Annotated in this window: 30 protein-coding genes, 3 tRNA genes, 2 rRNA genes and 1 pseudogene; 11 read left to right on the top strand and 25 right to left on the bottom strand. The window is 39.9% G+C overall.

Going from position 1 to position 26,895, the window contains the following annotated elements:
• The 3 genes from MV676_RS02510 to MV676_RS02500 all read left to right on the top strand — a co-directional run.
• Nucleotides 1–127: ribosomal RNA gene (locus tag MV676_RS02510) — 23S ribosomal RNA — on the top strand; the annotation flags it as partial.
• Nucleotides 128–201: 74 nt separating this feature from the next.
• A 5S ribosomal RNA gene (rrf, locus tag MV676_RS02505) occupies nt 202–318 on the top strand.
• Nucleotides 319–361: 43 nt separating this feature from the next.
• Nucleotides 362–598: a hypothetical protein gene (locus tag MV676_RS02500; RefSeq protein WP_297444977.1), complete on the top strand. Its 237-nt coding sequence runs from the start codon at nt 362–364 to the stop codon at nt 596–598.
• Between the two features lie 6 nt (nt 599–604).
• Here MV676_RS02500 and MV676_RS02495 read toward each other — a convergent pair whose 3' ends face one another.
• The 19 genes and pseudogenes from MV676_RS02495 to MV676_RS02405 form a co-directional block, all read right to left on the bottom strand.
• Nucleotides 605–1,780: an ATP-binding protein gene (locus MV676_RS02495; protein WP_297444975.1), complete on the bottom strand. Its 1,176-nt coding sequence runs from the start codon at nt 1,778–1,780 to the stop codon at nt 605–607.
• Nucleotides 1,781–1,879: 99 nt separating this feature from the next.
• Complete coding sequence (locus MV676_RS02490) at nt 1,880–2,857, bottom strand: CoA ester lyase (protein ID WP_297444973.1); 978 nt, start codon at nt 2,855–2,857, stop codon at nt 1,880–1,882.
• A gap of 11 nt (nt 2,858–2,868) precedes the next feature.
• A complete protein-coding gene (locus MV676_RS02485; protein WP_297444971.1) occupies nt 2,869–4,686 on the bottom strand; it encodes a TonB-dependent receptor in 1,818 nt (605 codons plus the stop codon).
• 15 nt (nt 4,687–4,701) lie between these two features.
• On the bottom strand, nt 4,702–5,394 hold the full coding sequence (locus tag MV676_RS02480; protein ID WP_231378258.1) for an ABC transporter ATP-binding protein: 693 nt from the start codon (nt 5,392–5,394) through the stop codon (nt 4,702–4,704).
• Nucleotide 5,395: 1 nt separating this feature from the next.
• Complete coding sequence (locus MV676_RS02475) at nt 5,396–6,301, bottom strand: iron ABC transporter permease (protein ID WP_022846088.1); 906 nt, start codon at nt 6,299–6,301, stop codon at nt 5,396–5,398.
• The gene (locus tag MV676_RS02470) at nt 6,286–7,056 is read right to left on the bottom strand and encodes a helical backbone metal receptor (RefSeq protein ID WP_297444968.1); all 771 of its coding nucleotides are present in this window, start codon (nt 7,054–7,056) and stop codon (nt 6,286–6,288) included. The genes MV676_RS02475 and MV676_RS02470 overlap by 16 nt, the downstream gene beginning before the upstream one ends.
• A gap of 18 nt (nt 7,057–7,074) precedes the next feature.
• A tRNA-Ser gene (locus MV676_RS02465) sits at nt 7,075–7,169 on the bottom strand.
• Nucleotides 7,170–7,186: 17 nt separating this feature from the next.
• Nucleotides 7,187–7,262, bottom strand: a tRNA-Lys gene (locus MV676_RS02460).
• A gap of 5 nt (nt 7,263–7,267) precedes the next feature.
• Nucleotides 7,268–7,362, bottom strand: a tRNA-Ser gene (locus tag MV676_RS02455).
• A 98-nt stretch (nt 7,363–7,460) separates the two neighbouring features.
• A pseudogene (locus MV676_RS02450) lies at nt 7,461–7,641 on the bottom strand (integrase core domain-containing protein); the annotation flags it as partial.
• 16 nt (nt 7,642–7,657) lie between these two features.
• Nucleotides 7,658–7,981 carry a hypothetical protein gene (locus MV676_RS02445; protein ID WP_022846089.1) on the bottom strand — a complete coding sequence of 108 codons (324 nt, stop codon included), beginning with the start codon at nt 7,979–7,981 and terminating at the stop codon, nt 7,658–7,660.
• Between the two features lie 9 nt (nt 7,982–7,990).
• On the bottom strand, nt 7,991–8,758 hold the full coding sequence (locus tag MV676_RS02440; protein ID WP_297444966.1) for an ABC transporter permease: 768 nt from the start codon (nt 8,756–8,758) through the stop codon (nt 7,991–7,993).
• On the bottom strand, nt 8,758–9,750 hold the full coding sequence (gene hypE / locus MV676_RS02435; RefSeq protein WP_297444964.1) for a hydrogenase expression/formation protein HypE: 993 nt from the start codon (nt 9,748–9,750) through the stop codon (nt 8,758–8,760). The genes MV676_RS02440 and hypE overlap by 1 nt, the downstream gene beginning before the upstream one ends.
• A 40-nt stretch (nt 9,751–9,790) precedes the next feature.
• Nucleotides 9,791–10,552, bottom strand: coding sequence for a phosphatidate cytidylyltransferase (locus MV676_RS02430; RefSeq protein ID WP_297444962.1), 762 nt, complete (start codon nt 10,550–10,552; stop codon nt 9,791–9,793).
• Nucleotides 10,542–11,237: a polyprenyl diphosphate synthase gene (gene uppS, locus MV676_RS02425; protein ID WP_022846093.1), complete on the bottom strand. Its 696-nt coding sequence runs from the start codon at nt 11,235–11,237 to the stop codon at nt 10,542–10,544. The genes MV676_RS02430 and uppS overlap by 11 nt, the downstream gene beginning before the upstream one ends.
• Before the next feature lie 19 nt (nt 11,238–11,256).
• Nucleotides 11,257–12,144 (bottom strand): methylenetetrahydrofolate reductase, encoded by an 888-nt coding sequence (locus tag MV676_RS02420; protein ID WP_297444959.1) that lies wholly within the window; start codon nt 12,142–12,144, stop codon nt 11,257–11,259.
• Nucleotides 12,134–12,760 (bottom strand): methylenetetrahydrofolate reductase C-terminal domain-containing protein, encoded by a 627-nt coding sequence (locus tag MV676_RS02415; protein ID WP_297444957.1) that lies wholly within the window; start codon nt 12,758–12,760, stop codon nt 12,134–12,136. The genes MV676_RS02420 and MV676_RS02415 overlap by 11 nt, the downstream gene beginning before the upstream one ends.
• An 11-nt stretch (nt 12,761–12,771) precedes the next feature.
• The gene (locus tag MV676_RS02410; protein WP_297444955.1) at nt 12,772–13,611 is read right to left on the bottom strand and encodes a SurA N-terminal domain-containing protein; all 840 of its coding nucleotides are present in this window, start codon (nt 13,609–13,611) and stop codon (nt 12,772–12,774) included.
• Nucleotides 13,608–14,153 carry a SurA N-terminal domain-containing protein gene (locus MV676_RS02405; protein WP_297444954.1) on the bottom strand — a complete coding sequence of 182 codons (546 nt, stop codon included), beginning with the start codon at nt 14,151–14,153 and terminating at the stop codon, nt 13,608–13,610. The genes MV676_RS02410 and MV676_RS02405 overlap by 4 nt, the downstream gene beginning before the upstream one ends.
• A gap of 155 nt (nt 14,154–14,308) precedes the next feature.
• On the opposite strand from MV676_RS02405, the gene MV676_RS02400 reads away from it, so the two are divergent.
• From MV676_RS02400 to lpxI, 8 genes are all read left to right on the top strand, one after another.
• On the top strand, nt 14,309–14,815 hold the full coding sequence (locus tag MV676_RS02400) for a DUF177 domain-containing protein (RefSeq protein WP_022846098.1): 507 nt from the start codon (nt 14,309–14,311) through the stop codon (nt 14,813–14,815).
• A gap of 1 nt (nt 14,816) precedes the next feature.
• Complete coding sequence (gene rpmF, locus MV676_RS02395; RefSeq protein ID WP_022846099.1) at nt 14,817–14,996, top strand: 50S ribosomal protein L32; 180 nt, start codon at nt 14,817–14,819, stop codon at nt 14,994–14,996.
• Between the two features lies 1 nt (nt 14,997).
• The gene (gene plsX / locus MV676_RS02390; RefSeq protein ID WP_297444950.1) at nt 14,998–16,014 is read left to right on the top strand and encodes a phosphate acyltransferase PlsX; all 1,017 of its coding nucleotides are present in this window, start codon (nt 14,998–15,000) and stop codon (nt 16,012–16,014) included.
• Nucleotides 16,004–16,945 carry a beta-ketoacyl-ACP synthase III gene (locus MV676_RS02385; protein ID WP_022846101.1) on the top strand — a complete coding sequence of 314 codons (942 nt, stop codon included), beginning with the start codon at nt 16,004–16,006 and terminating at the stop codon, nt 16,943–16,945. The genes plsX and MV676_RS02385 overlap by 11 nt, the downstream gene beginning before the upstream one ends.
• Nucleotides 16,946–16,954: 9 nt before the next feature.
• Nucleotides 16,955–17,902 (top strand): enoyl-[acyl-carrier-protein] reductase FabK, encoded by a 948-nt coding sequence (fabK, locus tag MV676_RS02380; RefSeq protein WP_297444947.1) that lies wholly within the window; start codon nt 16,955–16,957, stop codon nt 17,900–17,902.
• 75 nt (nt 17,903–17,977) lie between these two features.
• The gene (ribE, locus tag MV676_RS02375; RefSeq protein WP_297444945.1) at nt 17,978–18,430 is read left to right on the top strand and encodes a 6,7-dimethyl-8-ribityllumazine synthase; all 453 of its coding nucleotides are present in this window, start codon (nt 17,978–17,980) and stop codon (nt 18,428–18,430) included.
• Nucleotides 18,431–18,443: 13 nt separating this feature from the next.
• Nucleotides 18,444–18,866, top strand: coding sequence for a transcription antitermination factor NusB (gene nusB / locus MV676_RS02370; protein WP_022846103.1), 423 nt, complete (start codon nt 18,444–18,446; stop codon nt 18,864–18,866).
• Nucleotides 18,863–19,657, top strand: coding sequence for a UDP-2,3-diacylglucosamine diphosphatase LpxI (lpxI, locus tag MV676_RS02365; protein WP_297444941.1), 795 nt, complete (start codon nt 18,863–18,865; stop codon nt 19,655–19,657). The genes nusB and lpxI overlap by 4 nt, the downstream gene beginning before the upstream one ends.
• Here lpxI and MV676_RS02360 read toward each other — a convergent pair.
• The 6 genes from MV676_RS02360 to MV676_RS02335 form a co-directional block, all read right to left on the bottom strand.
• Nucleotides 19,644–20,453, bottom strand: coding sequence for an MBL fold metallo-hydrolase (locus tag MV676_RS02360; RefSeq protein WP_022846105.1), 810 nt, complete (start codon nt 20,451–20,453; stop codon nt 19,644–19,646). The genes lpxI and MV676_RS02360 overlap by 14 nt on opposite strands.
• Nucleotides 20,450–20,947, bottom strand: coding sequence for a pantetheine-phosphate adenylyltransferase (gene coaD, locus MV676_RS02355; RefSeq protein ID WP_297444937.1), 498 nt, complete (start codon nt 20,945–20,947; stop codon nt 20,450–20,452). Before coaD ends, MV676_RS02360 begins: the two co-directional genes overlap by 4 nt.
• A 1-nt stretch (nt 20,948) precedes the next feature.
• Entirely contained in the window at nt 20,949–22,523 is a 1,575-nt protein-coding gene (gene gpmI, locus MV676_RS02350) for a 2,3-bisphosphoglycerate-independent phosphoglycerate mutase (RefSeq protein WP_297444935.1), read from the bottom strand.
• A 100-nt stretch (nt 22,524–22,623) separates the two neighbouring features.
• Nucleotides 22,624–24,309: a radical SAM protein gene (locus MV676_RS02345; protein WP_297444934.1), complete on the bottom strand. Its 1,686-nt coding sequence runs from the start codon at nt 24,307–24,309 to the stop codon at nt 22,624–22,626.
• Entirely contained in the window at nt 24,290–25,462 is a 1,173-nt protein-coding gene (locus tag MV676_RS02340) for a cation:proton antiporter (RefSeq protein WP_022846109.1), read from the bottom strand. The genes MV676_RS02345 and MV676_RS02340 overlap by 20 nt, the downstream gene beginning before the upstream one ends.
• Nucleotides 25,462–26,886: an NAD-binding protein gene (locus MV676_RS02335; RefSeq protein WP_297444931.1), complete on the bottom strand. Its 1,425-nt coding sequence runs from the start codon at nt 26,884–26,886 to the stop codon at nt 25,462–25,464. The genes MV676_RS02340 and MV676_RS02335 overlap by 1 nt, the downstream gene beginning before the upstream one ends.
• Nucleotides 26,887–26,895: the final 9 nt, after the last annotated feature.

The raw sequence follows: 26,895 nt of genomic DNA, 5'->3' as shown, positions 1-26,895 counted from the left end.
AGATGAGGCCTCCCTTGACCGTAAGGTCAGTAAGGCCCCTGGGAGACTACCAGGTTGATAGGCTGCAGGTGGAAGCCCGGTAACGGGTGGAGCTGAGCAGTACTAATCGGCCGAGAGCCTCGGCCTTCTATCTACTTGAGTAATCCGGCTTCCCTGTTCAGCTGTTAAGCTGACAATTGAATATGAGAAAGCAAGCGATAGCCTGGTGCCCATAGCGGCGGGGAAACACCCGATCCCATTCCGAACTCGGAAGTTAAGCCCGCCAGCGCCGATGATACTGCCCTGGAGACGGGGTGGGAAAGTAGGGCGGTGCCAGGCTTTTTTTATGCCTTCTTTAAAAGCTCTGTTCCGGAGGTGGATTATGGAACTCTGGGTAAGGGCTGGTGATGAGAAGGTAAAGCTCCAAGGTTCTTTAAAAGCCATCTATCAAGCACTCCTTGAAAAGTTCAAAGAGTCACCTCAAATACTTGCCTTTAAGGGTTCTAAAAAAGAGAGAAGAAGATTTAAAAGGGAATTAAGGGCAGCTAAAAAAGATCTTTTAAAGGCTGCTGAAAATTACCTTAACTGGGTTAAAAGCTGCAAAAGGTTGTTTAATTGATGGGGGTTACCCCCTTTTTTCAATTAGGTTTAAAAAATCTTTTACCGAGGATATTAGCAGCTTTTTATTTGCTTTTAAACTTTCAAATAACTTTCTTTGTCTTTCTCTTAGTTGGTCTTTATACTTAATCTCCAAAAGTATTCCGTCTTCTGTAAGGAAATCTATTTCTATACCGTTCCGGTAAATATAGCAGGGTTTACGGTTTTTTATAGTTATGTAAACGAGGTTTTCAAATACTGCACCTTTGTCTCTAAATCCTGTTACGGCGTTTCTTATACCAACGTCTCCAACGTATAGCTTTTTGGGAGATTTTACCCTTTCGTTTATCTTTCCGCATCTTTCTACAAGGTAAACCATGAAAGTTTCTTCGAAGTAGCCAACAAACCTTCTAACGGTGTCGGGGCTGATACTAAGAATTTTAGCCAACCTGTTGATGCTTATTTGTTTACCCGCTCTTTCCATAAGAAGACAGAAAATCTCTCTTAATGCACTCTTATCCTTTATGTTGTAGTAAGCGGCTATATCTTTGTAGAGAATATCGTCTATCAACTGTTTAATGTATTCTACATCTTCTGTTAATACGTATTCGGGAATGCCTCCTATATTCATGTAGTTTTCAAAGTAACTTTCTAAAAGGTGTGCATCGGACTTTCTAATTTTTCTTCCTTTAAACTTTAAAAATTCAAAGAAATCAAGAGGAAGAATTTCTACTATCCTTTCCCGACCTGTTAGAGTGGCTTTTTTATCTTTCAAAATTGATGATGAGGAGGAAGATGCAAAAATTTTTGTGTTATATAAATCATAAAGATTTTTAAGTTGCAAGGAAAAATTTTCTTTGTAGGCTACTTCATCAAGGAATATGTATGTTTTGTCAGAAAAAGAGATAGATTGGGTTTTGTAGAATTCTTCAACTATTTCCAGAATTGAAAACTTTTCAAGACCGTAGAAATCAAGTGACACGTAAAATATCCTGCGCGGTTCTACTCCAGATTCAATTAAATGATCTATAAAGAGTTTCATTATGGTTGTTTTACCCACTCTCCTGAGACCGGTTAAAAGAACCACATCTTTTGTATCAAGAAGCCGAGAAAGTTTAGAAGTATACTTTTCTCTTTCTATTTTTCCCTCTGCTGCCTTTTCTCCTTCCCACCATGGATTAAAACGGTAAAGGATAGTCTCCATCTTTACGTCACCATCGTATAGATTTGCTCAATTTTATACGATAGTGTCGTATAGGACAAGTAGAGTCTTTTCACCTTTCCCCTGATAGGTTTGTTTTTGTCACTCTTTATGTAAGTTTTTAAGGAGGTTGAGCGCGTCTTTGTATATTGGTTGGTCTATAAAAAGATCACCGCAGGTAATTCCGCCTTTTCCCTCTTTTAAGGCTTTTTCGTAAAGTTTAACTATCATCTGGGCTTTCTCTATCTCTTCTCTATCCGGCAGAAATATGCTATTAGCTATTTCTGTCTGTTTTACAGATATGCACGATTTTCCGTTGAATCCTATCATTCTGTCTTCTTTGCACTCTTTCTCAAACCCTTTTAAATCTTTGTAGTTTTGATAAGCTGGAGCTACAGGATTCACGTTAAATGTCCGGCACGCTGTCACGAATCGCGTTTTTATGTAGGTTGTTGTAGGTGATTTTTCTATGAGATTTTGCGGCAAATTGAGGTCACTAAAAAGGTCAAGAATACCAAGGTATGCAGTTTCGACTCTTTCTGAAGCAGTGAGAATTTTTTCAAGGTTTTTTATTCCTTTTCCAGTTTCTATTGATAAGTGTATTTTTATCGTTCTTTCAGGGAGTTCCCTTGATTTCTCAAATCCGCTTATAATTGCGTCAAGGGCTATTACGTCGTTTTCAGATTCCACTTTGCTGAGTCTTAAGGCATGGGGAAGAGATGGCAGGATTTCCGTTATATCATCGTAAAAAAATGGGGAATCTATAGAGTTAATTCTCACAACAAGTTCTTTGTCCTGAGAGTTTCTCAGGGAAAGCAGGGTTTTAATAATTTTTCTTGCAACCTGTTTTTTTGAATCTGCAACACCGTCTTCTAAGTTGAATATGATTATGTCAACGTCTCTATCAAAGATCTTTCTCAGATGTTTAACTCTGTCGCCTGAAACCAAAATGGCAGAGCGGATAAACCGTTTCCTGACAGGTTCTCTATATTTAACGGGATTTTCGAAAGGTTTTAACTCTTCAATGTTTCCCGTTTCTACTACCTTTTCAGCTGTTTCAAAAAACTTTTCTATATCCATTTCACACTCCTTTAAAAGACCAATTTTAGACCGGCGAAGATACTCCTGCCCGGTTCGTTGTATCCATAAGCGAGCTGATAGTCCTTGTCTGTGATGTTTATGAACTTAACGTAACCCGTCAGGTTTTTCCTGAATTTCACGGATATGTAGCAGTTGTATATGGTAAATGGTGGAAGTGTTACTTTATTTGCCGGCCATGTACTGAAATTGTAATCGTACCGTTTCCCGTAATGAATGGCAGAGAGGGTTATTGAAGCTTTTTGTACATTTTTACTGAAGGAGATTTTATACATATCTTCAGGAAGTCTCAAGGTTGGTTCCCATCCATAACCGTTGTTCCATATAGAGTGGGTATGAGTGTAGGAGGCTTTTAAATTCGATTTTAACGGAAGTTTTAAATTGACGAATGATTCTGAGCCTTCAGTTTTTCCTCTGTTTCCGTTTATGTAGGTTAAATAGCCTTTTGCTGGATCGTAGGTTGTCGTTATTACGTCGTTAATTTCTGTTTTAAAGTAGCTTACGCCAGCTGTTCCACAGTTTCCAAATTTTTGCTCTATACCTGCCGTTAAGCTCTTGCTTTTTTCAGGTTGAAGGTTTGGATTGCCGTAGAAGTTCCAGTTTGGATATTCACCATAAAGCTGGTCTATGGAAGGTGCCTTAAAGCTTTTTCCGTACTGTAATTTGAGAGTTGTTTTTGTCATTTTTACTGTGTAACTTCCGGCCAATTTATAGGAAGTGAACGTCCCGAATGAAGAGAAGTGGTCTTTTCTTACACCTGTGAGTATGTTCAGATTGTGCAGTTTAACATAACCGTTTAGCGATGCAGAATCGGTCTGCTGACTTTTGTCTGAATAGGTTGTTGTGTCCGCTACGTCAACTCTGTGGCTAATTGACGGTACAAGTGTAAGAAACTTTGAAATTTCTGTTTTCATGTTTGCATCTGCGTAATAGGTGCTTCCTGAATAGTATGTGTGGGTACCGAAGTCATAATCGTCAAAGTTTCTCTTAGATTGCGATGTTCCTAAGTCCACTCTGGCAATGGTTTTAGGTGATAATAGGAGTTTTCCGTTAAGTGTTGCTGTTAGACGGTGATATTTTTCAAGGCCGTTATCGTATTCACTTTCTCCTGTTTTGTAGTTAAAGTAGTTTTTAACTTTTAGGTTTTCTGTCAGAAAAGAGGAAAACGTATAACCGATGGTTTTGTAGTTTGCACTTTCCCTATCGCCATCCCCTTTTATGTCGTAACCATCTGTTCTAAAGTTGGTGAAAAATATATCAAAAAGGGAAGTTCCCTTTTTCAGTCCTGCTTTTACTGTGCTTTTCAACGTGTTATATGAACCGTATTCAAGATGTATAGAGCTTTTTCCGTCGGGTTTTGTTATGATGTTCACAACACCTGCCACGGCTTCAGAACCGTAAAGGGCGCTCTGTGGTCCTTTCAAAATTTCTATCCTTTCCACGTCTGATAGGTTTAAAAGGGATAGGTCAACAGTTCCGTCAGGTGTAGAAGGATCGTTAACAGGAATTCCGTTAACCAGGAAAAGGATATATTTTTTATTGAGTCCGTATATGTAAACGTTGGACACCTCTCCCCATCCACTGTCTGAAATGGCTATTCCAGTTGCTGTTTTAAGGACATCTTCTATGTTTTTCACTTCCAGTTTTTCTATGTCACTTTTAGTTATGATAATGATGTTATCACCTGTCTTTTCTTCTGTTACGGGAATTTTGGTACTTTGAACAATTATCGATGGTGTTTCTGCTTTTACTGCAATCGGGATGGTTGAAACTGTCAGTATGATGGTTGTCAGTTTTAACAACTGTTTCATACAGACTTCCCTCCTCTATATTACAATCTGATTTTTACTGTCAACTTTTTTGATATTTATGTTGCAATCGTAGAGGTATGAAAGAAACTGTTCAAGATTTTCTGAATGTTCTGCAGTTCTCCCTTCTTTTATTCCCACAATGGAATCGGCCGTATTTAGTATAAAGTTCAAGTCGTTAGACACAATTATAACAATTTTCTGCAGTTCTTTCATCTTTAAGACAAACTCTTTTAAAAGTTTTAACACAGAAATGTCGAGGAAAGCACTGGGTTCATCTAAAAGGACAACTTTTGGATCTATTACTTCAAGTCTTGCAAGGAATAGGCGAACCTTTTCTCCTCCGCTTAACGTCAGCAGCGGTTGTTTTTTAAGGTTCTGCAAGTGGTATTTATCCATTGCTTCGTATATCTTTTTTTCGCAGGTATATGTGAGATGAGATGTTATTCTTAATATTTCTTCAACTGTAAGTAATGACTGTGGAAATTCTTGAGGCAGTAGGTTTATCTGTTTAATTCTACTGGTCAGGGGAAGTTTTTTTACCTCTTTTCCATTTAGAACTATTTTACCCTGGTAATTTAAAAAACCGGTAATAGCTTTTAACAACGTTGTTTTCCCACTTCCATTTTTTCCGATGATGCCTGTTATGTTTCCTTCTTTTACTGAAAATGTGATTTGTCTGAGGATGTTTTTATATCTGACATTTTTCACTTCAAGCAAGGTTTTTGTTCCTCCAGAGAATGAAGATAAATGCAGGTGCTCCAACGAGTGCTGTTACAGTTCCTGCAGGGATATCGTAAGTAGCGAATACAGTTTTAATTATCCATTCTGAGAGTATTAAAGCTGTACCGCCGGCAAGGAGGGAAAATTTTAAAAGTTCTTTTGTTTTCTGTATCTTTAACAGTCTTCCAAGGTGGGGAATAACTATTCCTATAAATCCTATTATGCCTGTTTGTGAAACGATAATGGCTGTGAAAAGAGAGGCTATTGTTAAATAGACGATTCTTTCTCTTTCAGGACCTATTCCGGATAGATACGCAAAAAGGTCTCCCAGGGAAAGTGCGTCTATCCTTTCAGCTTTTTTATGAAAAATATAAAGGAATATTCCTGGCAGTAATGATAAAAATATGCTTTCTTTTAAGGACAGAATCGGTATAAATCCTAAAAGAAAAAAAAGAACCGAAGGTGACTGTTCCGGACTTTTAAGGGCTGTTGTTATGACTATCAGTGATGAGAGTGTTGCATTTATTCCAATGCCAAAAAGGATAAGTTTTAGTTTGCTTTCAAGCACTCTACCAGATATTGCAAGTCCTGCTATTGTGAGGAGTCCTCCGATGAGAGCGCTTATTTCAGGATTAATGTTGGAAGCGTATCCTGCTACCGCTCCAAGTGCACTTCCAGCAGAAACACCTAAAATGTAAGGGTCTGCAAGGGGATTTGATAAAACATTCTGGAAGATAACGCCTGCCATAGATAAAATACTTCCTGCGGCAAAGGCCGTTAAAAGCTGTGGAAATCTTATGATTTTTACTATTTTTATGTTTGGAAAGCCGGTAACTACAAAGAGGATGGAGGAGAAAATGAGAATGGCAGTAGCTATGTTTAATTTTCTTGACAAATTTTTTCCTCCAGCTCTTTTATTCCCTTTATTATATAAGGTCCCGGCTTAAGGAGGTATTTACCGCTGATGTGAATTGTTTTTGTTTTGAGGAAATTTAGCAGAGAGTTGTTATTCTTTGTCATAGAGATAAAAATTGTCAAATCGGGTTTGTGCTTCAGAATAAATTCCGGTGAGATTGTTTTATATCTACCGTTCCCGGCTATGTTTATGGCTTTAGCATCTTCTATTATTTCGCCTAAAAAGGTTTGATTTCCCGCAGTATAGATGGGATTTGTTGAAAATATGATAAGAATTCTTTTTCCTTTTATACAGTGAGAAAGTTTTTTCTCGGCCTGTTTATAATTTTTTAAAAACTCTTTAGCTTTTTTGTTGCCATTGTTGCTTAAAGTGTCTCCAATTTCTTTTATAGCTTTTGCAATGTCTTCTATTTTCTCTATTTTGAAGGTTATTACGGTGATATCGAATTTTTTAAGGGTTTCTATGATGGATTTTGGGTTACCGTTCATACCTATAACGAGGTCGGGACGCAAGGAGATAATCTTTTCTATATCGGGATTTATGATGCCACCGATTTTCTCTTTTTTCTTTGCCTCTTCGGGAATAGTACAGTATCGTGTATCAGCTATTAGCTTTTCTCCGTTTCCCGTGAAATAGACTATTTCTGTGATAGCTGGTGAAAGGGAAATTACTCTTGTAAAGGTTTGGGCGCTGGCGGTTAATGTGAGGAAAAGGATGATGAGGAGTGTTTTCATTGTTAAATCCCTGTAAAGTGGCGGAGAGGGCGGGATTCGAACCCGCGGTACCGGTTTTAGCCGGTACAACGCCTTAGCAGGGCGCCGCCTTCAGCCAGCTCGGCCACCTCTCCAGGCATTAGTAAGAACATGGTGAGCCGCCCAGGACTCGAACCTGGGACCTACGGATTAAAAGTCCGTTGCTCTACCAACTGAGCTAGCGGCCCATTAGTGGCGGAGGGGGAGGGATTCGAACCCCCGGAGGGCTGGTTAGGCCCTCAGGTGATTTCAAGTCACCCGCCTTCAGCCAGACTCGGCCACCCCTCCAAAAAGGTGCGAATAGAAAGATAGGTTTTTTACGCTTAGATGTCAAGATTGTACGAGTTCAATACACGGTGGACATTCGGATATTCTCCAATTCAAACTCATTTCTCAGCGGGAGTCATATAACCTAAAGCATAATGAGGTCTCACAAAATTGTGGAACTTCAAATATTCAAACAGCTTCCTGTTTTTTATCATCAACGGAAAGTTCTGTACCTTCCAGCATCCACAATTCGTTCTCTGTCGTTTTAATGAATCTTTCTACATGAGCGATAGTCTTTGGTAACGTCGCATTGCTTTTAAAATTCGTCCTTTATATCTTCATAATCTTTGTAGCGTTCATCCGTGATTATGGAATCTATGAATTTATCTATGTCATCTCTGTCAAGGAATGTGGCCGTTAGGAGTTTTCCTGTAAATTTACCATTTTTTATTTCCCAGAACATATAGAAGTCAGGATACAATTTTTTTAATTCTCTATATGCAACGCCGTATTTTGATTCTTTTGCCGGATTTTGTTCGAGATAGAATAGAGATGGTGAAATTACTATTCTGTAAAGTTCAGCACCGGTTTTTGTAACCACTTTTTGAAGTCTTATTTCTTTAGACTCTTTAACCTTCATGATCCCTCCTTAGACTGTTTCGATTTTTAATCCGAAAATGTTTATCCACAGAAGCATAAACATTGTTGGTACAAGTGTATATTCAAACAGCATTGATGACAGGACTGTAAATTGTATGATTGCAGCTTTTAAAGGGAATGTTCCAGCCATCAAAAGTCCAACCATTATGCCCGGAATGTGAACGATACCTGCTGCTTTCATCATATCTCTCATAGGGATCGTTGCGTTTTTTAGTATTTCCTTGAAGATGATGCTGAAGATTTTCATATCAGAAGCACCGATAGCTGCAAGAGATACAATGAAGTCTTCTAAATCTCCCAGTCTTGCTTTGTAAAAGTTAAAAGAAAGTGATAGGGCTCTCATTCCGCCTGCAACTATAATGCCGCACATAGGAATAATCTTTGTTGGTTTGAACGTTACAAATCCAATGCTCAGCAGCGGTCCCATGACTGTTAGCGTTACTATGAGAATGGTTAAAAATATCAGGCAGAAAATTTTATTCTTTTCATAAGATTTGAGTTTAAAACGGCTTAAAGCTATCCACGAGGCGTTAAAATTCATGACGATGATTATTGATAATGTCATCAGCTTGGAGTTAAACTTTAATAGAAATATCAGGATAGCACCTATCCCTATGAGCTGGATGAGGGAAAGGATAGAGTTGACGGCAAGCTCTTTCCACAGTCCTATTTCCATCTTTCTGTCAAACAGAATGACAAAAAGGATAAAAGTGTAGGAAAGAGCCAAAAACTTCAATATGTCTGTTTCAATAACCATCAGCATATCCTTGGTAAGGGATCATCTTCAAGAAGGTCAAGGAGTCTCTCTCCACCGATTCGCGTTTTTAGTCTTACGCCTTTAAATCTATCTGTAACTTCTCCTATGATAGCACTTTCCCTTCCAAGGGGATGGCTTTTGAGCACATTAAGAACCTTTTCAGCGTCTTCTTTATCTACAACTATAAGTGCCTTCCCTTCATTTGCCAGGTAGAGAGGGTCGTATCCTAACATATCACAAACGAATTTCACCTCTTCCCTTACAGGAATTTTGTCCTCAAATAGTTTTATCCCGTATCCGCTCATTTCCGACAGTTCAACAGTTACCGTTGCAACACCACCTCTTGTGGGGTCTCTCATCCATCTGAGTCCTGAAATTTCAAAGAGGGGAACAAGAAGGGCGTTTAATGGTGCACAATCGCTTTCTACGGGAATTTCCATGTCAAATTCTTCTCTTGCTAAAGATATTGCTATTCCGTGATCACCTATGTATCCGGTTACTATGATAATATCTCCTGGCTTGACATACTCCGGGGATAAATTCTTTTTTACTTCTCCAATGCCAGCAGTGTTTATGTATATGCCATCGCACTTTCCCGATTCCACGACTTTTGTATCGCCTGTAGCTATTGCAACACCTGATTCTTTTGCCGTTTTTGCTATTGTTGCTACTATCTCTTCAAGTTCTTTAAGCGGGAATCCTTCTTCTATGATAAGTCCAAGGGATAGATACTTTGGAACTGCCCCGCTTACAGTAAGGTCATTTATTGTTCCGCATACGGAAAGTTTTCCTGTGTTTCCCCCTGGAAACTTGAACGGTTTAACAACGTAGGAGTCTGTTGTCATTGCAACGTTTTGAGAGGAAAGTTGCAAGTAAGAGGCATCCTGTAAAGATTTAAGTTCCTCAAAGTCAAAGTATTTTAAAAAGAGGTTTTCTATGAGTTCTCTTGTAAGTTTTCCACCGCTTCCGTGGGCTATTTCAATCTTTTCCATCTGTCTTCCTCCATTTTAAAGTCAGACAGACATTTTAACATTAAAAGAGCTTTATGCCACTGTTCAAGAACATTAAGAGAAATGGAGCAACGGCAATAGAACTGTCAAGCCTGTCAAACACACCACCGTGTCCAGGAATGGTGCTGCCTGAGTCTTTCACGCCAAAGTATCTTTTAAGATAGCTTTCAAACAGATCTCCAATTTGAGAAATGATTGTCAGGGCAAACAGGATGCCTATAGTTAGAAGAGATAGGTTTATTATGCCTAATTTTACACCGACAAAAAGGGATATGGCAGTTCCCCCTAAGCTGCCGCCAATAGATCCTTCAACAGTCTTTTTAGGGCTGATAGACGGAGCAAGTTTACGCTTTCCAAAATACCGTCCTGTAAGATAGGCTAATGTGTCAACAGACCAGACGATGGAAATTAGAAAAACTAAAAACTTCCAGTTAAAGGTAGATATACTTCCTATTCCTACCGTAACGTATATGAAAGTTAATGTAAACGGAAAGAATGTTTTGCTTTCTATCTCTTCAATTATTGTGAGATAAAAGAAAAGGGCTAAAACGGTAAGGGGAATGATGATTTCCCGGTAGTGGAGGTGGTTAAAAAGGACTATTGAGAAGGCAAAGATTACAAAGGGAATAAATCTGTATTCAGAAAGGCCTGTTATGTCTAACAGCTCTCCGATTATCTGTAGGCCTAAAAAGAGAACAAGAAAGAGGTAGAAAATGCCTGTGGCTTTAAGCATAAGAAGGGCGTAAACTACTACTATGAGAGCACCGATTATTCTATCCTTCACTTTTTATGCCCCCAAATCTTCGCTCTCTTTTCCCATAATCTTCTATTGCTTTTTTAAACTCCTTTGGTGTAAAGTCTGGCCACAGTGTTTTTGTAAACCAGAGTTCCGTATAGGCAGACTGCCAAAGAAGAAAGTTTGATATGCGCATTTCACCACTTGTTCTTATGAGAAGATCAAGGTCTGGAAGTTCTGGCATGTAAAGGTTGCGTCTTATCGTTTCTGCTGTTATTTCTTTTGCTCCTTCCTTTAAAGCTTTATTAACGGCATCTATTATCTCTTGTCTACCACCGTAGTTCACCGTAAATACAGCTTTCATGGTTTTGCAATGGGCAGTTTTTTCCTCAATCTCTTTAAAACCTTCTCTTAAGTAGTCGGGTAGCTGCCAGAGTCTTCCTATTGCTCTGAACTGGACGTCTTCTTCCAGGAATAGTGGAAGTTTTGATTTAACATACTCGTACATGAGGTTAAACAGAAATTCTACTTCCTCTTTTGGCCTCTTCCAGTTTTCCGTTGAAAACGCGTACAGAGAGAGGTATTTTATGCCGAGTCTCTTTGCCGTTTTTACAATTTCGACGGTGACATTTGCACCGACTCTGTGTCCTTCAATCCTTGGCAGACCTCTTTTTTGTGCCCACCGTCCGTTACCGTCCATAATTACGCCAACGTGAACAGGTATTTTATCCATGGATAGGCTCCTAAAGGTTTTAGAATTTGTGGTTGTAAGGACTTTCATTTTTAAGATAGTCTATAAATTTTGCGAGCTCATAAGTTTTTCCGACTAACATAAAGTGTATGCCTTTCCCAAATTCGGCTATACCGTGGGCAATTTCAAGTGTGTATTCCCAGCCGTAAGCGTGGGGATCTTTTACTTTAGACAGTTTTTCTATAAAGGTGTCAGGAACAGATTCAGGGTTAAGTTTTTTTATGAAGTTTGCCATCTTCAGAGATTTTATGGGAAGTAGTCCTATTATGGGTATAGCCCCTGTTTCTTTGATTATTTCGTGAGTTCTTTTAGCAGTTTCTATGTCGTAAACGGGCTGTGTCTGTATGAATTTTGCACCCAACTCCACCTTTTTTTTCAGTTTTTCAATCTGCAGTTTTTCTGGTCCTGCAAACGGATTAAACACTGCGCCGACGTTAAAAGAGGGTTTGCCTTTTAGTTCCTTTCCGTTTATTAAGTGTCCTTCCTCAAGGATTTTAACTATCTTTAACATTAACAGAGAATCAACATCGAATACCGGTTTTGCTCCCCTCTCGTCACCTAAGGTTATAAAATCACCGGTCATCAAACAGATGTTTCTGATACCAAGCATGTAAGCTCCTAAAAGGTCCGACTGGAGAGCTATCCGGTTTCTATCCCTTGCAGTGAACTGGCATATCGGTTCAAAACCACTGTCAAGGAGTATCTTGGCCATTGCAATAGATGAGGCTCTTACCATTGAACGTTGATTGTCTGTTACGTTAAATCCATCAACGTAGCCTTTTAGAGGTTTAATTCCTTCAATTATTGTCCGGTAATCTGTTCCTCTTGGTGGTGCCACTTCGGCTGTTATTATGAATTTGCCGTTGTTTATCTTTTCACTAAAGCTCATTTTCAAACCGCCTCGGATGGTTTGATTTTGAGAAGTCACGAAAAGAGAGATTTTCGATTTTGAATGTTTTTCCAAAGCTTCTAAGCTTTCTGTCTATTGTGAACCAAACACATTCAGTGTCGTTGTTTACCTCGCACATTCCATTGATTGCGCCACCACAGGGTCCATTCTTTAGGGATTTTGGACATCTTGCTATTGGGCAGATACCTGCCGTTTCGGAAATTATGCAGTCACCGCAGGCTATGCAGTATTCGTAGAACCACTCTTTGTGGCAATCGGCACCGATAAAAAGAGTCGATACGCCTGTTACAACAGGTATTTCTGTCTCTTCAGCTATTACCTGTGTGCCTGCACCGCAGGCAAGGGAAACAATGACATCTGTCTCTTTAAATTCAAGCTTTCGTACCTTTTCTATCAAACAGGTACCACCTATTGTTAAGACTTCAACTATCTCCTTGCCGTTGTTTTCAAGGAATTGGGCGACTTCTTTGGCCTCTTTTAAGCCGCCCTGCATACATCTTCCTGAACCTATTTCGCACCCTACGACTGTTACTCGTTTAAAGGGGGATATCGTTTTAAGGATTTCATTGAAAGGTTTAAGTTCAACAACTACCATCTACGCTATCCTCACGGTTTGAAATATTCAATGTGGGCAGTTGATTTTAACTTTTCAATGAGAGATTTAAGAGCTTTTTCATACTTTTTCTTCATGAGCTCTTCCCTTACCTTTTCCGTGTCACAGGGTTGCTGTTTTTCAGACTTTACGTAGATTACATAGATCTTTCCGTCGATTGTGACGGTTTCGGGAGTTCCTATCTGTGAATTCCAGACAATTTCGTCTATTGGTTTTATAAGGTTTCCTTTCTTTACGTTTCCAATAAAACCACTTTTACAATGGTTCTCAGGTGTACATATCTCTGTTGCATTTTCAAAGGAAAGTCCTTCTTTTAAAGATGATTCAATTTCTTTTGCTATAGTTGCGTTATCTGTCACTGCGTAGTAAACCTCTCTTGCCTTTGAACCTTCTGCTTCACAGACCTTCTCTATATCCCGGTCGGAGATTTTTACGTTTCTCTTTACTTTTAGAGCTATTAGCTTCTGTATAAGGAGCTGCTCTCTGATTTTTTTCTTCAGATCTTCCCAGGTGATTCCCTCCTTTTCTACGGCACGTTTAAAGTTCTCTATGGTGTCATAACCATTTGCTTTTGCGAGGTTTTCAAGTGCCGTTTCAAGTGTTTTGTCGTCTATTGATATTTTTTCTCTTTTGGCTTCCGATAGGAGGAGAGCTTTGTCAATTAGCTGCTCAACTGCAGTCTTTTCGCTTACTTTATTTTCTATCTGGTATTTCTTAATTTCACTGTGAAGAATGGGAATGCCATTAACGGTTATCTCTACATAGTCCAAAATCCTGGCTTTGGTAGTATTTACTATTGTAAAAACCAGGAGGAGAGGGACAAGCCACCTCATTTCTCTTCTCCTACTATTTTTATTTCAACTTTATGATTTTTCTTTATAGAGTTTATGTATTCTTCAACCGCCTGTTGCTGCTTCTGTTTTATAAGTTGAGCTTTTAAAAAGGCTTTTATTTGATTAAAAGGTACAGGTTTTCCGTCAAGTCCTTTGAGTTCATTCTTGTGCTTTTCATAGAATGCCTTTAGTTCTTTGTCCGTAACCTTGATTTTATCTGCTGGAATTTTTTTGTTAAGAAGCGCTGTTGCAAGAATTTGTTTGATGGCATCGTCAATCTGTTTTTTTACTTTAGGGTCTTTATCTATGCCTTCCTTTTTTGCTTCCTGGACAAGGATTTCCTGGTCAACTAAGAACTTGATAAGTTCTTTTCTTATTTTGGGATCGTTTTTGTCGTACTGAGCAGGTAAGGTTTTGAGAAGATCATTAAGATCCTGCTGTGTGATCTCTACATTATCTACCTTTGCAATGATTTTAGATTTTGCCATTACAGGTGATGCTGCAACTGTTATAATGGTTAGAGCGGTTAAGAGCTTCTTCATCATATCCTCCAATTTAAAGTTGTTTAACTAAAAGTATTAATTTTTTCCTTGAGGTCAATTGCAATCTCGGAGCAGAAAGCATAACTTTACCTCTCGTAATTTTGTTATCATACCACACGACCGTTTATTTAACCTTATTACAGATGGGTTTAGTTATGAAGCGTTACGTTAATTTGAGAGAAATTACGGTTAAAGAGCCGTTAAAGGTTGATACAGAGTTTAGTGAAAGTGTTCTTGACCTTCCTGAGGATGAAGTTGTAAGGTCAACGCCGTTTTCTCTTCACGTTGAGATATATAAGAGAGCCATAGGTTATAATGTGAGGGGTCACATTAAAGGTAGCGTGACGTTAAGGTGTAGTCGTTGCGATGAGGAGTATCAGGAACAGATAGATAAAGATTTCTCTTTTAATCTTCTGCCCACTTCCGAGATAACGGAAGGGCAGATAAAACGCGGTGAGCTTGATGTTAAATTTTCTGATGAGGATGTTATTGACCTTTCTGAAGTTGTTAGAGAGCAGATTTTTCTTAATTTGCCGGTTAAACCTCTCTGTAGTGAAACGTGTGAGGTGGAAGGTTATAGAGAGTGGAATAGTGAGGAGAAAGATACACGCTGGGATAAGCTGAAAGAGCTGAAAGAAAAACTTGATAGAAAGGAGAAGTGAGATGGCAGTTCCAAAGAGAAGAGTATCAAGTACAAGAAGAGATAAAAGGAGAACACACTGGAAGGCTGCAAAACCCGCAATTTCTGTGTGTCCCAACTGCTACCAGCCAAAGCTCCCTCATAGGGTTTGTAAGTATTGTGGCTACTACAACGGTAAGCAGGTAATTGAGGTAGAAGAGTAATATGAGAGTTATCCTTGACGCCATGGGGGGCGATAAAGCCCCCTATGTTCCCGTTTTGGGAGCCGTTCAGGCGGTAAAGGAGTTTGGTTATAGGATTATTCTTGTTGGAAGGGAAGAGGTTGTAAAAAAGGAGCTTGATAAGTATTCCTTTCCTGCGTCTTCCATAGAAATTGTTAATGCGGAAGATATGGTGACCATGGAAGACCAGCCTTCTGAGGTTTTAAAGAAGAAGAGGAACTCTTCCCTTCATGTGGGAACAAAGCTTTTAAAGAGCGGTGAAGGTGATGTTTTTGTTAGTGCCGGTAACACCGGCGCGGTTATGGCTGTCTCCCTTTTTACTCTTGGCAGGATAAAAGGAATAGACAGGCCTGCTATCTCTGCTATTTTGCCCAATCTGAAAAGTCAGACATTTCTCCTTGACGTTGGAGCTAATGTTGACTGTAAACCTGTTCACCTTTTTCAGTTTGCAATAATGGGTGAAGCGTATGCAAGGTACGTTTTGAAAGAGGAAAATCCGAGGATTGGACTTTTAAGTATAGGTGAAGAGGATACAAAAGGTAACGAGCTTACCAAGGAAACGTTTAAACTTCTTGCAATGGCAAGGGAAAGGGGTCTCAATTTTGTTGGAAATGCAGAAGGAAGAGATATTTACAACGGGAATTTTGACGTTATTGTTTGTGATGGTTTTGTAGGCAATGTCTGTCTTAAATTAAGTGAAAGTGTTGCAAAGATTCTTGCAAAAATATTGAAAGAAGAGATAGAGAAGCATTTTATTTCAAGACTTGGTGCAATAACACTGATTCCTGCCATAAAAGGTTTTAAAAAACGTATTGACTATGCAGAATGGGGTGGAGCACCTCTTCTTGGCCTTAAAAAGCCTGTTATAATAGCTCATGGCAGTTCAAATGCAAAAGCGATAAAAAATGCTCTCCGTGTAGGTGTTGAATTTGCTGAAACAAAAGTTGTTGAGCATATAGAAGAAAACATGGGAAAGTACGGGAAGATAGATGGGAATTAAAATCGTTTCTACAGGTTCTTACGTTCCGGATAGGGTGCTTACGAATTTTGACCTTGAAAAAATGGTTGAAACTTCCGATGAGTGGATAACAACAAGGACAGGTATTAAAGAGAGGCGTATTGCCGAAAGAGAAACAACGTCTGAAATGGCAACGAAGGCGGTTTTAAATGCTCTTTCTGGTAGTTCAGCAGATGATGTTGAGCTTTTTCTGACAGCTACTGCCACCCCGGATATGTTTTTCCCATCCACCGCCTGTATGGTTCAGGCAAATCTTAAAAATAAAAAAGCTCTTGCTTTTGATATATCAGCAGCCTGTACCGGTTTTATATACGGTCTTTACATTGCAGATTCTATTATGCGTTCTAAAGGTATTAAAAAAGGTGTCGTTATTGGCGCTGAAAGATTCTCAAAGATTTTAAACTGGGAAGACAGAACAACATGCATACTTTTTGGTGATGGTGCTGGAGCAGTTGTTCTTGAGGAGTCTGAAGAAGAAGGAATCCTTGGTTTTGATATAGGTGCTGATGGTTCTTATGGTGATCTTCTTTATGTTGAGAGTGTCGGTTCAAACAGCGAGCCACCCCACTACCTCTATATGAAAGGGAATGAGGTTTTTAAAGTTGCGGTGAGAACGATGACCGATTCTGCCAAAAGGGTTCTTGAAAAGACAGGTATTTCTGCCGATGAGATAAACCTCTTGGTTCCTCACCAGGCGAACATCAGGATTATAGATGCCGTAGCTAAAAGGCTTGGAATTAAAGATGATAAAATATTCGTAAATCTTAATCGTTATGGAAATACAAGTGCAGCTTCCATTCCGATAGCCCTTGATGAGGCTGTTAGAGAAGGGAAGGTTGAGAAAGGAGATCTGGTCTTAATGGTTGCGTTTGGTGGTGGATTTACGTGGGGTTCCTGCATAGTTAGACTTTAGGAGGGCGGCATGATAAGAACACAGATATGTGAACTGTTAGGTATTGAATATCCGGTTCTTCAAGGTGGAATGGCGTGGATAGCTGATGGTGAGTTGGCAGCGGCCGTTTCAAACGCCGGCGGTCTTGGAATTATAGCAGGTGGTAACAGAACTGCTGATGAGTTGAGGCAGGAAATAAGAAAGTGTAAAGATTTAACAGATAAGGCTTTTGGCGTTAACATAATGTTAATGATGCCTAATGCTGAAGAGATCATTCAGGTTTGCCTTGACGAAGAGGTGCCTGTTGTTACAACAGGTGCGGGAAATCCTGGAAAGTATATTCCTGCTTTTAAAGAAAAGGGAATAAAGGTTATACCTGTTGTGGCAAGTAATGCTCTTGCAAAGAGAATGGAAAGGATAGGTTGTGATGCTGTTATAGCAGAAGGCATGGAGGCTGGAGGTCACATAGGTAAGCTTACGACGATGGTTCTTATTCCGGCCATTGTAAGGGCCGTTTCAATACCTGTTATTGCAGCGGGTGGTATAGCCCTTGGAGAACAGGCGGCAGCTGCTTTTGCACTTGGTGCTGAAGGTATTCAGATGGGAACACGGTTTCTTGCTGCCAAGGAGTGTAATGTTCATCCTAAGTATAAGGAAAAAATTCTTAAGGCAAGATTTAATCAGGTTACCGTAACAGGCCTTACAACGGGGCATCCAGTTAGGCTCATAGAAAATAAGCTGACAAAGAAATTTGAAGAGCTTGAGTTTTCCGGTGCACCCAAAGAGCAGCTTGAGGAACTTGGAAGGGGAAGGCTCAGGCTTGCAGCGGAACAGGGAGATATAGAGTGGGGTTCCGTTATGGCAGGTCAGGTTGTTGGCTATGTTAATAAAGAAGAGACTGTTGAAGAGATAATAAAAGATGTTATGGAAGGTGCTGAGAAAACGTTAAAGGTTCTCTGTGATAGATTTGGAAAGTAATTTTCAGTTTAAAGTGGAAGGGTGTTTGCCTTCCCTTCTGATATAATCAACTCAAACCTTTGAAAGGGAAATGCCATGAAAATTTATGAAGGAAATCTTGACGCAGAAGGTTTAAAGTTTGCCATCGTGGTTAGCAGGTTTAACGCTTTTATAACAGATAGACTTTTAGAGGGAGCTATTGATTGTATAGTTAGGCACGGTGGGAGCGAAGATAACATTGATATTTATAAAGTTCCTGGTGCTTTTGAGCTGCCCCTTGCCGTTAAAAAGGTTGGTAAGAGAGATTACGATGCCGTTATTGCCCTTGGTGCCGTTATCAGGGGAGAGACGCCTCACTTTGACTATGTAGCGGCAGAGGTCAGCAAGGGAATAGCGAATGTTTCCCTTTCTCTCGAAAAACCGGTAGCCTTTGGGGTATTGACAACTGACACAGTTGAGCAGGCAATAGACAGAGCTGGAACAAAGGCAGGGAATAAAGGTTGGGAAGCTGCCCTTTCAGCGATAGAGATGGTCAATCTATTTAAGTAAATGGGGATTAATAATGCCGCTTTCAAATAAAGATAAAAGACGGGCAAGGGAGCATGCAGTTTTGATGCTTTATCAGTACGATATTGGAAATTTTGAGCCTGAAGAGGTGAAATCTATTTACAGAGAAGAGGTTGAAGGGGAATCTTCAGAGGTAATTTCTCTATCTGAAAAGCTTTTTGATACTGCTGTATCTCATCAGGAAGAGGTTGATGCTGTTATTTCAAAATTTCTTAAGAAAGGGTGGACTTTAGATAGGCTTCTTCCTGTTGATAGAGCTATTTTGCGTCTTGCAACGACAGAGATACTTAACGGTTCTCTCTCTCCTGTTCCGGCCATTATCAACGATGCTGTTGAGATAGCTAAAGAGTATGGTGAAGATGAAAAATCACCAAAGTTTGTGAATGCCATTCTTGACAGGATTGCAAAGGAAAGATGAAAATAGGGCTTCTTGCTGGAAGTGGAAATCTGCCTCTTGAATTTTTAAAAAGCACTTCACAAAAGGGAAATGAGACTGTTCTCTTTGCAATTAGAGGGATAACAGATAATGAGGTTTACAGTTTTGCTGATAAAGTTTATGAAATAGAACCTTTTAAACTTGGCAAATTTTTGTCGTTTGTTAAAAAAGAGCGTCCCGATAAAATGGCAATTCTTGGCAAGGTTGAACATTCTGAAGCTTTATCTTTAAAAAATCTTGACATTAAAGCTGTCACTTTCCTTTTTTCCCTTAAGGATAAAAGGGCTGAAGCGATAATAGGCGGTATTATAAAGGAGATAGAAAAGTTAGATGTTGAGGTCATTGATCCAACGCCTTTTCTTTCACACCTTCTTCCTGAAAGAGGTATTCTTACCGGAAAGGTTAACAGAGATCTTGAGAAAGATGTGGAGTTTGGATTTAGAATTGCAAAAGAGATAGCTTCTCTTGATGTAGGACAGACTGTTGTTGTGAAGAACGGAGTTGTTATTGCCGTTGAAGGAATAGAGGGTACCGATAAATGTATTGAAAGGGCTGCCGAACTTGCAGGAAAAGGTTTTGTCGTTTGTAAGGCGGCAAGGAAGGGTCAAGATATGAGAATTGATGTTCCAACGATTGGCGTAAATACCGTTGAAAAGATTGGTTCTCTTGGCGGTCGTGCCCTCTGTGTTGAGGCGGGAAAAACCTTTATTCTTGATAGAAACGAACTTATAAGGAAGGCCAGGAAGTTTGGTGTTACCGTTATCGCTGTCTAACAGGTTTTAGTGTTTCAAGATCAAAGATCATGTTATCCCAGGCAGCTACTGTTTCAATACCTGTTTCATCTGTTAACCTCCGGGCGATTTCCCAGGGTTTTGCATAAACCATCGTTCTTCCAAAGTGGGTCATTATGGCAATGTCCGGTTTGATTCCTTCAATCAGCCTTTTTGCGTCAATGGTGGAAAGATGTGGAATGTTCGGTTTTGGGTCTTTCAAAGTTACGTTCATTATGAGAACCTTAACTTTTGAGTAGGCTTCAATGAGTTTTTCGAAGAACTTTGTGTCTGCAATGTAACCTAAAGATATCGTTTCAGTGCTATTTTTTATTACAATTCCGTAGGTTTCAACGCCGTGAACGTGCTTTATGGGGAATGAGACTTTTGCGTTACCTATCGCCCTTGAAAAACCTTCTTTTATAGTAACCGTTTCTTGAAGGTTGCTTCTTGTGAATTTAAGAACCACAGGGTCTTCGGAAATGGCGTCTTCGGGGCAGAGAAGAATACCTTTCTTCCTCTTTCCACCTAACGTTATCGTTTCAATAACGTGGTTAACATCGGCACAGTGGTCAAGGTGCCTGTGGGAAACGATTATCGCAGATAGCCAGTGAGGGTTTAAACCTTTTTTGTGAGTATAGATGAATGCGCCGGGTCCAGGGTCTATGTGAAAGTTTGTCCCGTCAATGTTAATCCACATTCCGCCGGCCTGTCTTATCAATCCAAAAGCGGCGTAGCGGGCGCCGGCCGTTCCTAAAAATACTATTTTGTTCTTTACCGTTTCTTCTGTAAGTTTCAACCTCTTCTTCCCATCTTTTCAAGCAGTTTTTGCTTTACAAACGGCGTTACAAACTGCTCTACATCGCCACCGTAGAATGCCAGTTCTCTTACAACGGAGGAAGAAAGGTACGCGTAATCATCGGATGGCATGAGGAAGACAGTTTCTATTTCTGGATAGAGCTTTCTGTTTATTGATGCCATAGTAAATTCGTGGTCCATGTCAGAGATAATTCTGATCCCTCTTATTATTGCTACGGCGTTTTCCTGTTTTGCAAACTCAACCAGGAGAGAGTTAAACGTCTTTACTTTTACTCTTCCGTTTATTCCTGTCTCTTTGAGGCTCTCTATGAACATTTCTTTTCTCTCTTCAATGGAAAAGAGGGGCTTTTTCCTCGGGTTTTCCGCTATACCTATTACTAATTCAGGAAATATCTCAAGTCCTCTCTTGACAATGTCAAGGTGTCCACGCGTTACAGGATCAAAAGTTCCGGGGTAGATTGCCTTTCGTATCATTTTATTCCTCTATGACAAGATTTTCACCTGTCATCTCTTCAGGTTTTTCTTCGCCAAGAAGTGCGAGAACTGTGGGTGCTATGTCGGCAAGTATGCCGGCAATTTTAACACCGCCAAAGTTTTCAGGTATCTCAACTTCTTTGCTTTTTCTTCTGCCTATTTTATAAGTTTTACAGGTGTTTCTTACAACTATGAACGGAACCGGATTGGTCGTGTGAGCGGTCTGTGGCTGTCCTGTTTCTCTGTTAATCATTTGTTCAACGTTTCCATGGTCGGCAGTTATTATGCAGGCTCCGCCCCTGGCAAGGACGGCTTTTACCACCTTTGACAGGCATATATCAACTGTTTCAACTGCCTTTATGGCCGCTTCCATTATTCCTGTGTGGCCAACCATGTCGGGATTTGCAAAGTTAAGGACTAAAAGCTTGTAATCGTTGTTTTCCAGTTTTTCTATAAATTTCTCCGTTACTTCAAATGCACTCATTTCCGGCTTAAGGTCATAAGTTGCGACCTTTGGTGATGGAATGAGAACTCTGTCTTCGCCAGGGAACGGTTCCTCCCTTCCACCGTTGAAGAAGTAGGTTACGTGGGCGTACTTTTCGGTTTCCGCTATTCTCAGCTGTTTGTATCCTCTCTTTGAGATAACTTCACCGAGAACGTTTGTGAGCTTTTGGGGAGGAAATGCAACGTCAAACGGGAAGCTTTTCTCATAAAGTGTCATTGTTCCTATCAGTGGTTTTACAACCTTTTTTCTGTTAAATCCGTCAAAATTATCAAATCCAAGAGCTGATACTATCTGTCTCATTCTGTCTGCGCGGAAGTTGAAGAAGAATACAGAATCCCCGTCCTTTATCGTTCCATTTTCGTCAAGGACAAAAGGTATGACGAATTCATCATTTTCACCGTTTTCGTAGGCTTCATGGAGTGCTTCAATAGGGTCGTTTGCCCTTTTCCCTTCGCCTAACACCATTGCATTGTAGGCTTTTTCTGTTCTTTCCCACCTTTTGTCTCTGTCCATGTAGTAGTATCTGCCACCTAAAGTTGCTATTTTGCCTATGCCTAATTCTTTCATCTTTTCTGTAAGTTCTTTCAGATACTTTTCTGCAGACCTGGGCGGTGTATCCCTTCCGTCAAGGATGGCATGAATGTAAACATCCTTCACACCTTCTCTTTTTGCCATTTCGAGGAGGGCAAAGAGGTGTTTTATGTGGCTGTGAACACCGCCGTCAGACAACAGTCCAACAAGGTGGAGTCTTTTCCCTTTTGCATTTTCCATTAGATTTTTAAGTGTTTTGTTTTCAAAAAAACTTTTATCTCTTATGGCTTTTGTTATCCTTACAATATCCTGATATACGATCCTTCCAGCACCTATGTTCATATGCCCAACTTCAGAGTTTCCCATCTGTCCGTCCGGGAGACCAACAGCTTCGCCGGAAGCCATGAGGAGAGCCTTTGGATATGTTGACCAGAGGTAATCCCAAAAAGGTGTGTTTGCTTGTGCAATTGCGTTTCCCTCTTTTTCGGGGCTGTATCCGAATCCGTCAAGTATTATAAGCGCTATAGATTTCTCTTTCATTTCCTCTCCTTGTTGAGAATAATTTGCAACTTAAATTTAAAAATGTAACATCTACTTTGCAACCGTGCAGGAAGGATTATATAGAAAACCGCTGATGTTTTCACTCAAAGGTGATGTACTGGACAACCTTTTCAAGTTCCGGAAAAAGTTTTAAGAATTCATCTTTATTTTTAAACGGTCGTTTCAGGATTATGTCTGAAGCTGTTCTCTTTGATACCCCTGGTAAGAAAGAGATAAGTTTTAACGATGCTTTGTTTATGTTTAGCGGATAGGGGATTCCAATAACAGAGCGTTCTCTATGGCCTACAACGGCTATATCTATCATCGTTTTTAACGGGAGTTTTTCAGGAATTCTAATAAGTATCGGATACGTTGCAAGCTGCCTGCCGAGGGTGTGGCCGCCATCGTAAGCTTCAAGGAGAACATCTTTGATTATAGTGCCTGTTGGGAAGACCTTTTTCATCATGGGAAGTTCTATTTCTTCTTTTACAAACTGTTTGAACCTTTCAAACTCTTTCTTATACTTTGTTTTAGGTTTTTTTACCATATCTGCTATGTCTGTTCCTTCAAAGACCATAACCTGCCTTATGTTTATTCTTCTAAGGAGAAGTCCTTTATCCATAATTTTCTTCAGAAAGTTTCTATTTTTTTCAAATGTTTTTTTTGTTTCGCCGGGAAGTCCAACTAAAAAGTTTATTCCCGGAAGGAGCTTGTAGAGTCCATTTTTTCTCTCTTTAAATCCCCCTACTCGGTTAACTATTTCTATCGCTTTTTCTATACCCTCTGGAGCCACCTTTAGGTTATTTTTCTCTATAACTGTCTCGTCCGCGCTTTCAAGTCCAAAAGCTGCCACATCACCTTCCGTATCGTAGGTAGCTATGCACTTTAAAGCCTTTTCCGACTCTTCAGGAAAGGCATCAATCGTTCCAGCGTTTACATTGTCTATGTGGAGTGTCTTTATATCGCCGATTTCCCTTATACGTGAAAACAGCGTGCATATAGCTTCCGGAGAGGGTTTTGTGAAATCGCTATCAGAGGGTTTCCCCAGGTAACCTAAAATGTTTGGTTGCCGTCCTATTCTGAAGAACTTAACGCCGCAGTTGAAAAGTTCTTTAATTTCCCTTTCTATCCCTTCAATCGTTCTAAATTCCGGATTACCGTAAAACTTTTCTGTACAGTAGGAACAGTGTTTCTTCCTTTCACAACCTTTATAGGTTTCTATTTCACATATGATGTATGGAAAGTTCGGATGTTCTTTTACTATAAACGCACCGGCAGGTGCTATCCTGTCTATTTCTTTAGCGGTTCTTTGAAATCTAACTGTTCCTTCGGGCAGTACCTTTTCGTTTAGAATATTTTCTGCAACGATAGCAGCAGCTGCCTCTATGTCGCCTTTTACTATGAGGTTGTAGCCTGAAAGGTCCAGCTTCCTTGCCAGTGTGCCACCTTTCATTGAAAAGCCAAACTGTAAAGGACCGCCTATTATGGTAAAAGAGGGAAGTTTCCCTATTTCTTCTATCTCTTTAGCTGTTATGGGGGTTCCACCAAGGTAGCGTCCAGGAACGGTTAAACCTGCAACGACAAACACAATGTCGGCCGTTGTTACCTTTTCCCTCTCTCTTTCATCTTTTCTGAACCCGTCAATAGTCGTGTACGTGATACTCTCTTCCGGTATGCCGCAGTAAGTTAAGGCACCGGCGATATACCTTGGGTAGGTGGATAGGTATGGTGGAACGCCAAGGCATGTTGGTTCATCAACGTATCCGTCAAGAATTGCTATTTTCAACCTTGCTTTCCTTGTTGAGTATGTTAAAGAATACGGGTGATATGACGCCGGTAATTATAGCAAGTAGAATGAGGGCGGCTTCCTGATGGTGGTTTATCAGGTTCATAGCTTTTCCCATTTCTGCCGTAACAATTACAAGGGTTAGAGGAGCGGATAGGAGAAAGCCGGCCGATACGGATTTTTTAAGGTCAATTCCTGTAACTACAAGAAGCAGGGAAGGAAGAATTTTTGCTATGTAACTACCGGCCGTCAGGAGGCCTAAAAGGACAAGCAAATGTTCGTTTATGTGGGGCATCTGGAATTTGATGCCTACATATATGAAGAAGACAGGAATTAGAAATCCGAAAGAGATACCGGATAGCTTTTCTTCTATCTTTTCAGTGTTGGGAAATACAGTTGAGAAAATCATGCCGGCTATAAACGCACCCAGAATTGGTTCAACGTCAATGAGTGTTGCAAGTGCCGATAGTGCAAACATTATGGCCAGGCTTATTCTTGCACCTATTTCTGTTGGGTTCTTTTCAAAGTATATCTTAATTTCTTTTGGATACCACCACATTAAGCTTTTTAGAATCAGAAGTATGATTCTTGCAACGGTAAAGAAGACAATTAGCTGGGCTATTTTCATGAAAAAGAGAAGCCCGACCCCGAACTTAACTATAATGGAGTAGATTGTCAGAACAAAGATACTCAAAAATTCACCCACCGTGCCTGTGAGAAAGAGGATCTTTCCATAGTGTGTTGACAGTATGCCCTTTTCTCTCAGTACGGATACGACAATGCCAACGGAAACTGCTCCTATAGCTATGGAGATTATCGTTTTAAGGTGGAAAAATCTGCCAAAGAGAAAGGCGACGGCAAATATAAGAACGGGAACAAAAAATACGGTGAGCTTTTCTTTTAGTGTTAACTCTTTTATCTCTGTCAGTTTAACTTCAAGTCCTGCCATAAACATTAAAACGAGGAATCCAAAATTTGAAAGGAAATCAAGCCATTGAGACTGATGAATTAGATGGAGAAAGGAGTTGCCTAATATAATTCCGTAGATAACTTCACCAACTGCCACGGGTATCCTTAACATATTGCTGGCAAACGGTGCCAGGAAGATTCCCGATGTTAAAAGAACGATAGAAACTACAAGGTGCTTATCCATTATTCACCCACGCAGGTAAGTAGAGTTGAACACTTTGTTCTGTGGAGCATGTGGTAAGGCGGATACGGGTTGAACCAGTTTGTCTTTTTGCCCTTCCTCGCTCCCAAGATAACCAGGTCAAATTTTTTGCTGAGTTTAGCCACCTCCGATATAGGGTTCCCTTCCTTTACAATAAGATTGATTTCCTGCTTGTACAGGCTTGAAAACTTTGTAATTTTATCCTGGATAATTTTAATTTTTTCTTCCTCAAGAGAAGCATCGGTTGTTACATAGACTGCCGATATTTCTGCCTCAATCTGAAGAGCTATCTCTATACCAATCTCAAGGGCTCTATAACCGTTAAATGAGCCGGAGACAGGTACAAGAATTTTCTTATAAGGGGTTGTTCCTCTTCCTATAAGGACAGGTGAGAGTGTCTCTTCTGCTATTTCTACAGGTAGTGTTTTAATTCCAAAATAGAGCGGCCACTCTTTGTAAAGGTCAGGCAGTATGATTATACCTATATCGTCATCTTTAACTTTTTCTGCGAATTCTTTTTCGCACAGTTTTAGCTGTTCTACCTTGATAGTTTGGTCTGGCGCTTCTGTTTCAAAAATATGTTTTATGTTTGAAAATTCCGGAAAGCAGGTAAATATAGATACAGAGTTTATCTTTGTACTTTTGGCCATGAATGTACCATCTTTCACAGTGCGCATGTTTATGTGATTATCTGATTTAACTAAAAGTGCCTCTTCAGCACCAAACTGAATGGGAAACTGGGCTTCGCCGGAGCGAATTAGGCCGACGATGTGCTTGAGAATTTTAGGTTCTCCTACAATTAAGACTTTGTCGCCGGGTTTTATTATAGTTTTCTTTGTTGGAAGCAGAAGCTTGTTATTTCTAAATATTGCAACTATTCTCCACCTTCTTGAAGTAAACTTGCTTACGGGGTAACCTACAAGCATTGATGTCGGTAGTATAGTTACTTCAACAATTTCACCTTTTCCAAGGCCGATGTTGGTTGCTGTAACTACACCTGAGGAAATTCTTCTCTCAAGTAAAGATGCAGTGGCGACAGCTTTATTTATACATTCTATACCTTCCTGTTCAAACCATGCATCATGATCTATGTGGTTTGATACGGCGTATATTGAAGGAACGTTGTGTTCTTTTGCTATTCGGCACGCTTCAAGGTTTGCCTCATCGTCACCGGTGCATGCTACAAAAACTTTTGCATCTTCAAGGCCTGCTCTTTTAAGTATAAGTTTACTCGTTCCATCTCCCTGAATGAGGACAGTCCTGTTAAGAGCGCCGCTGTCTAAAAATTCAACTATCTGCTTTAGCTTGCTTTCATCGTTATCAATAATGGTTATGTACCATTCTTTTTTTATTCTTTTTATTAATTCTTTACCGACCTGACCGGCGCCGACAATGATGATTTTCACGTTTTCTCC

The sequence above is a fragment of the Desulfurobacterium sp. genome (assembly GCF_027028515.1).
GTDB lineage: Bacteria > Aquificota > Aquificia > Desulfurobacteriales > Desulfurobacteriaceae > Desulfurobacterium_A.
Note: the sequence above shows the minus strand (reverse complement) of the source record. Positions and strands in the feature narration are given on the sequence as shown.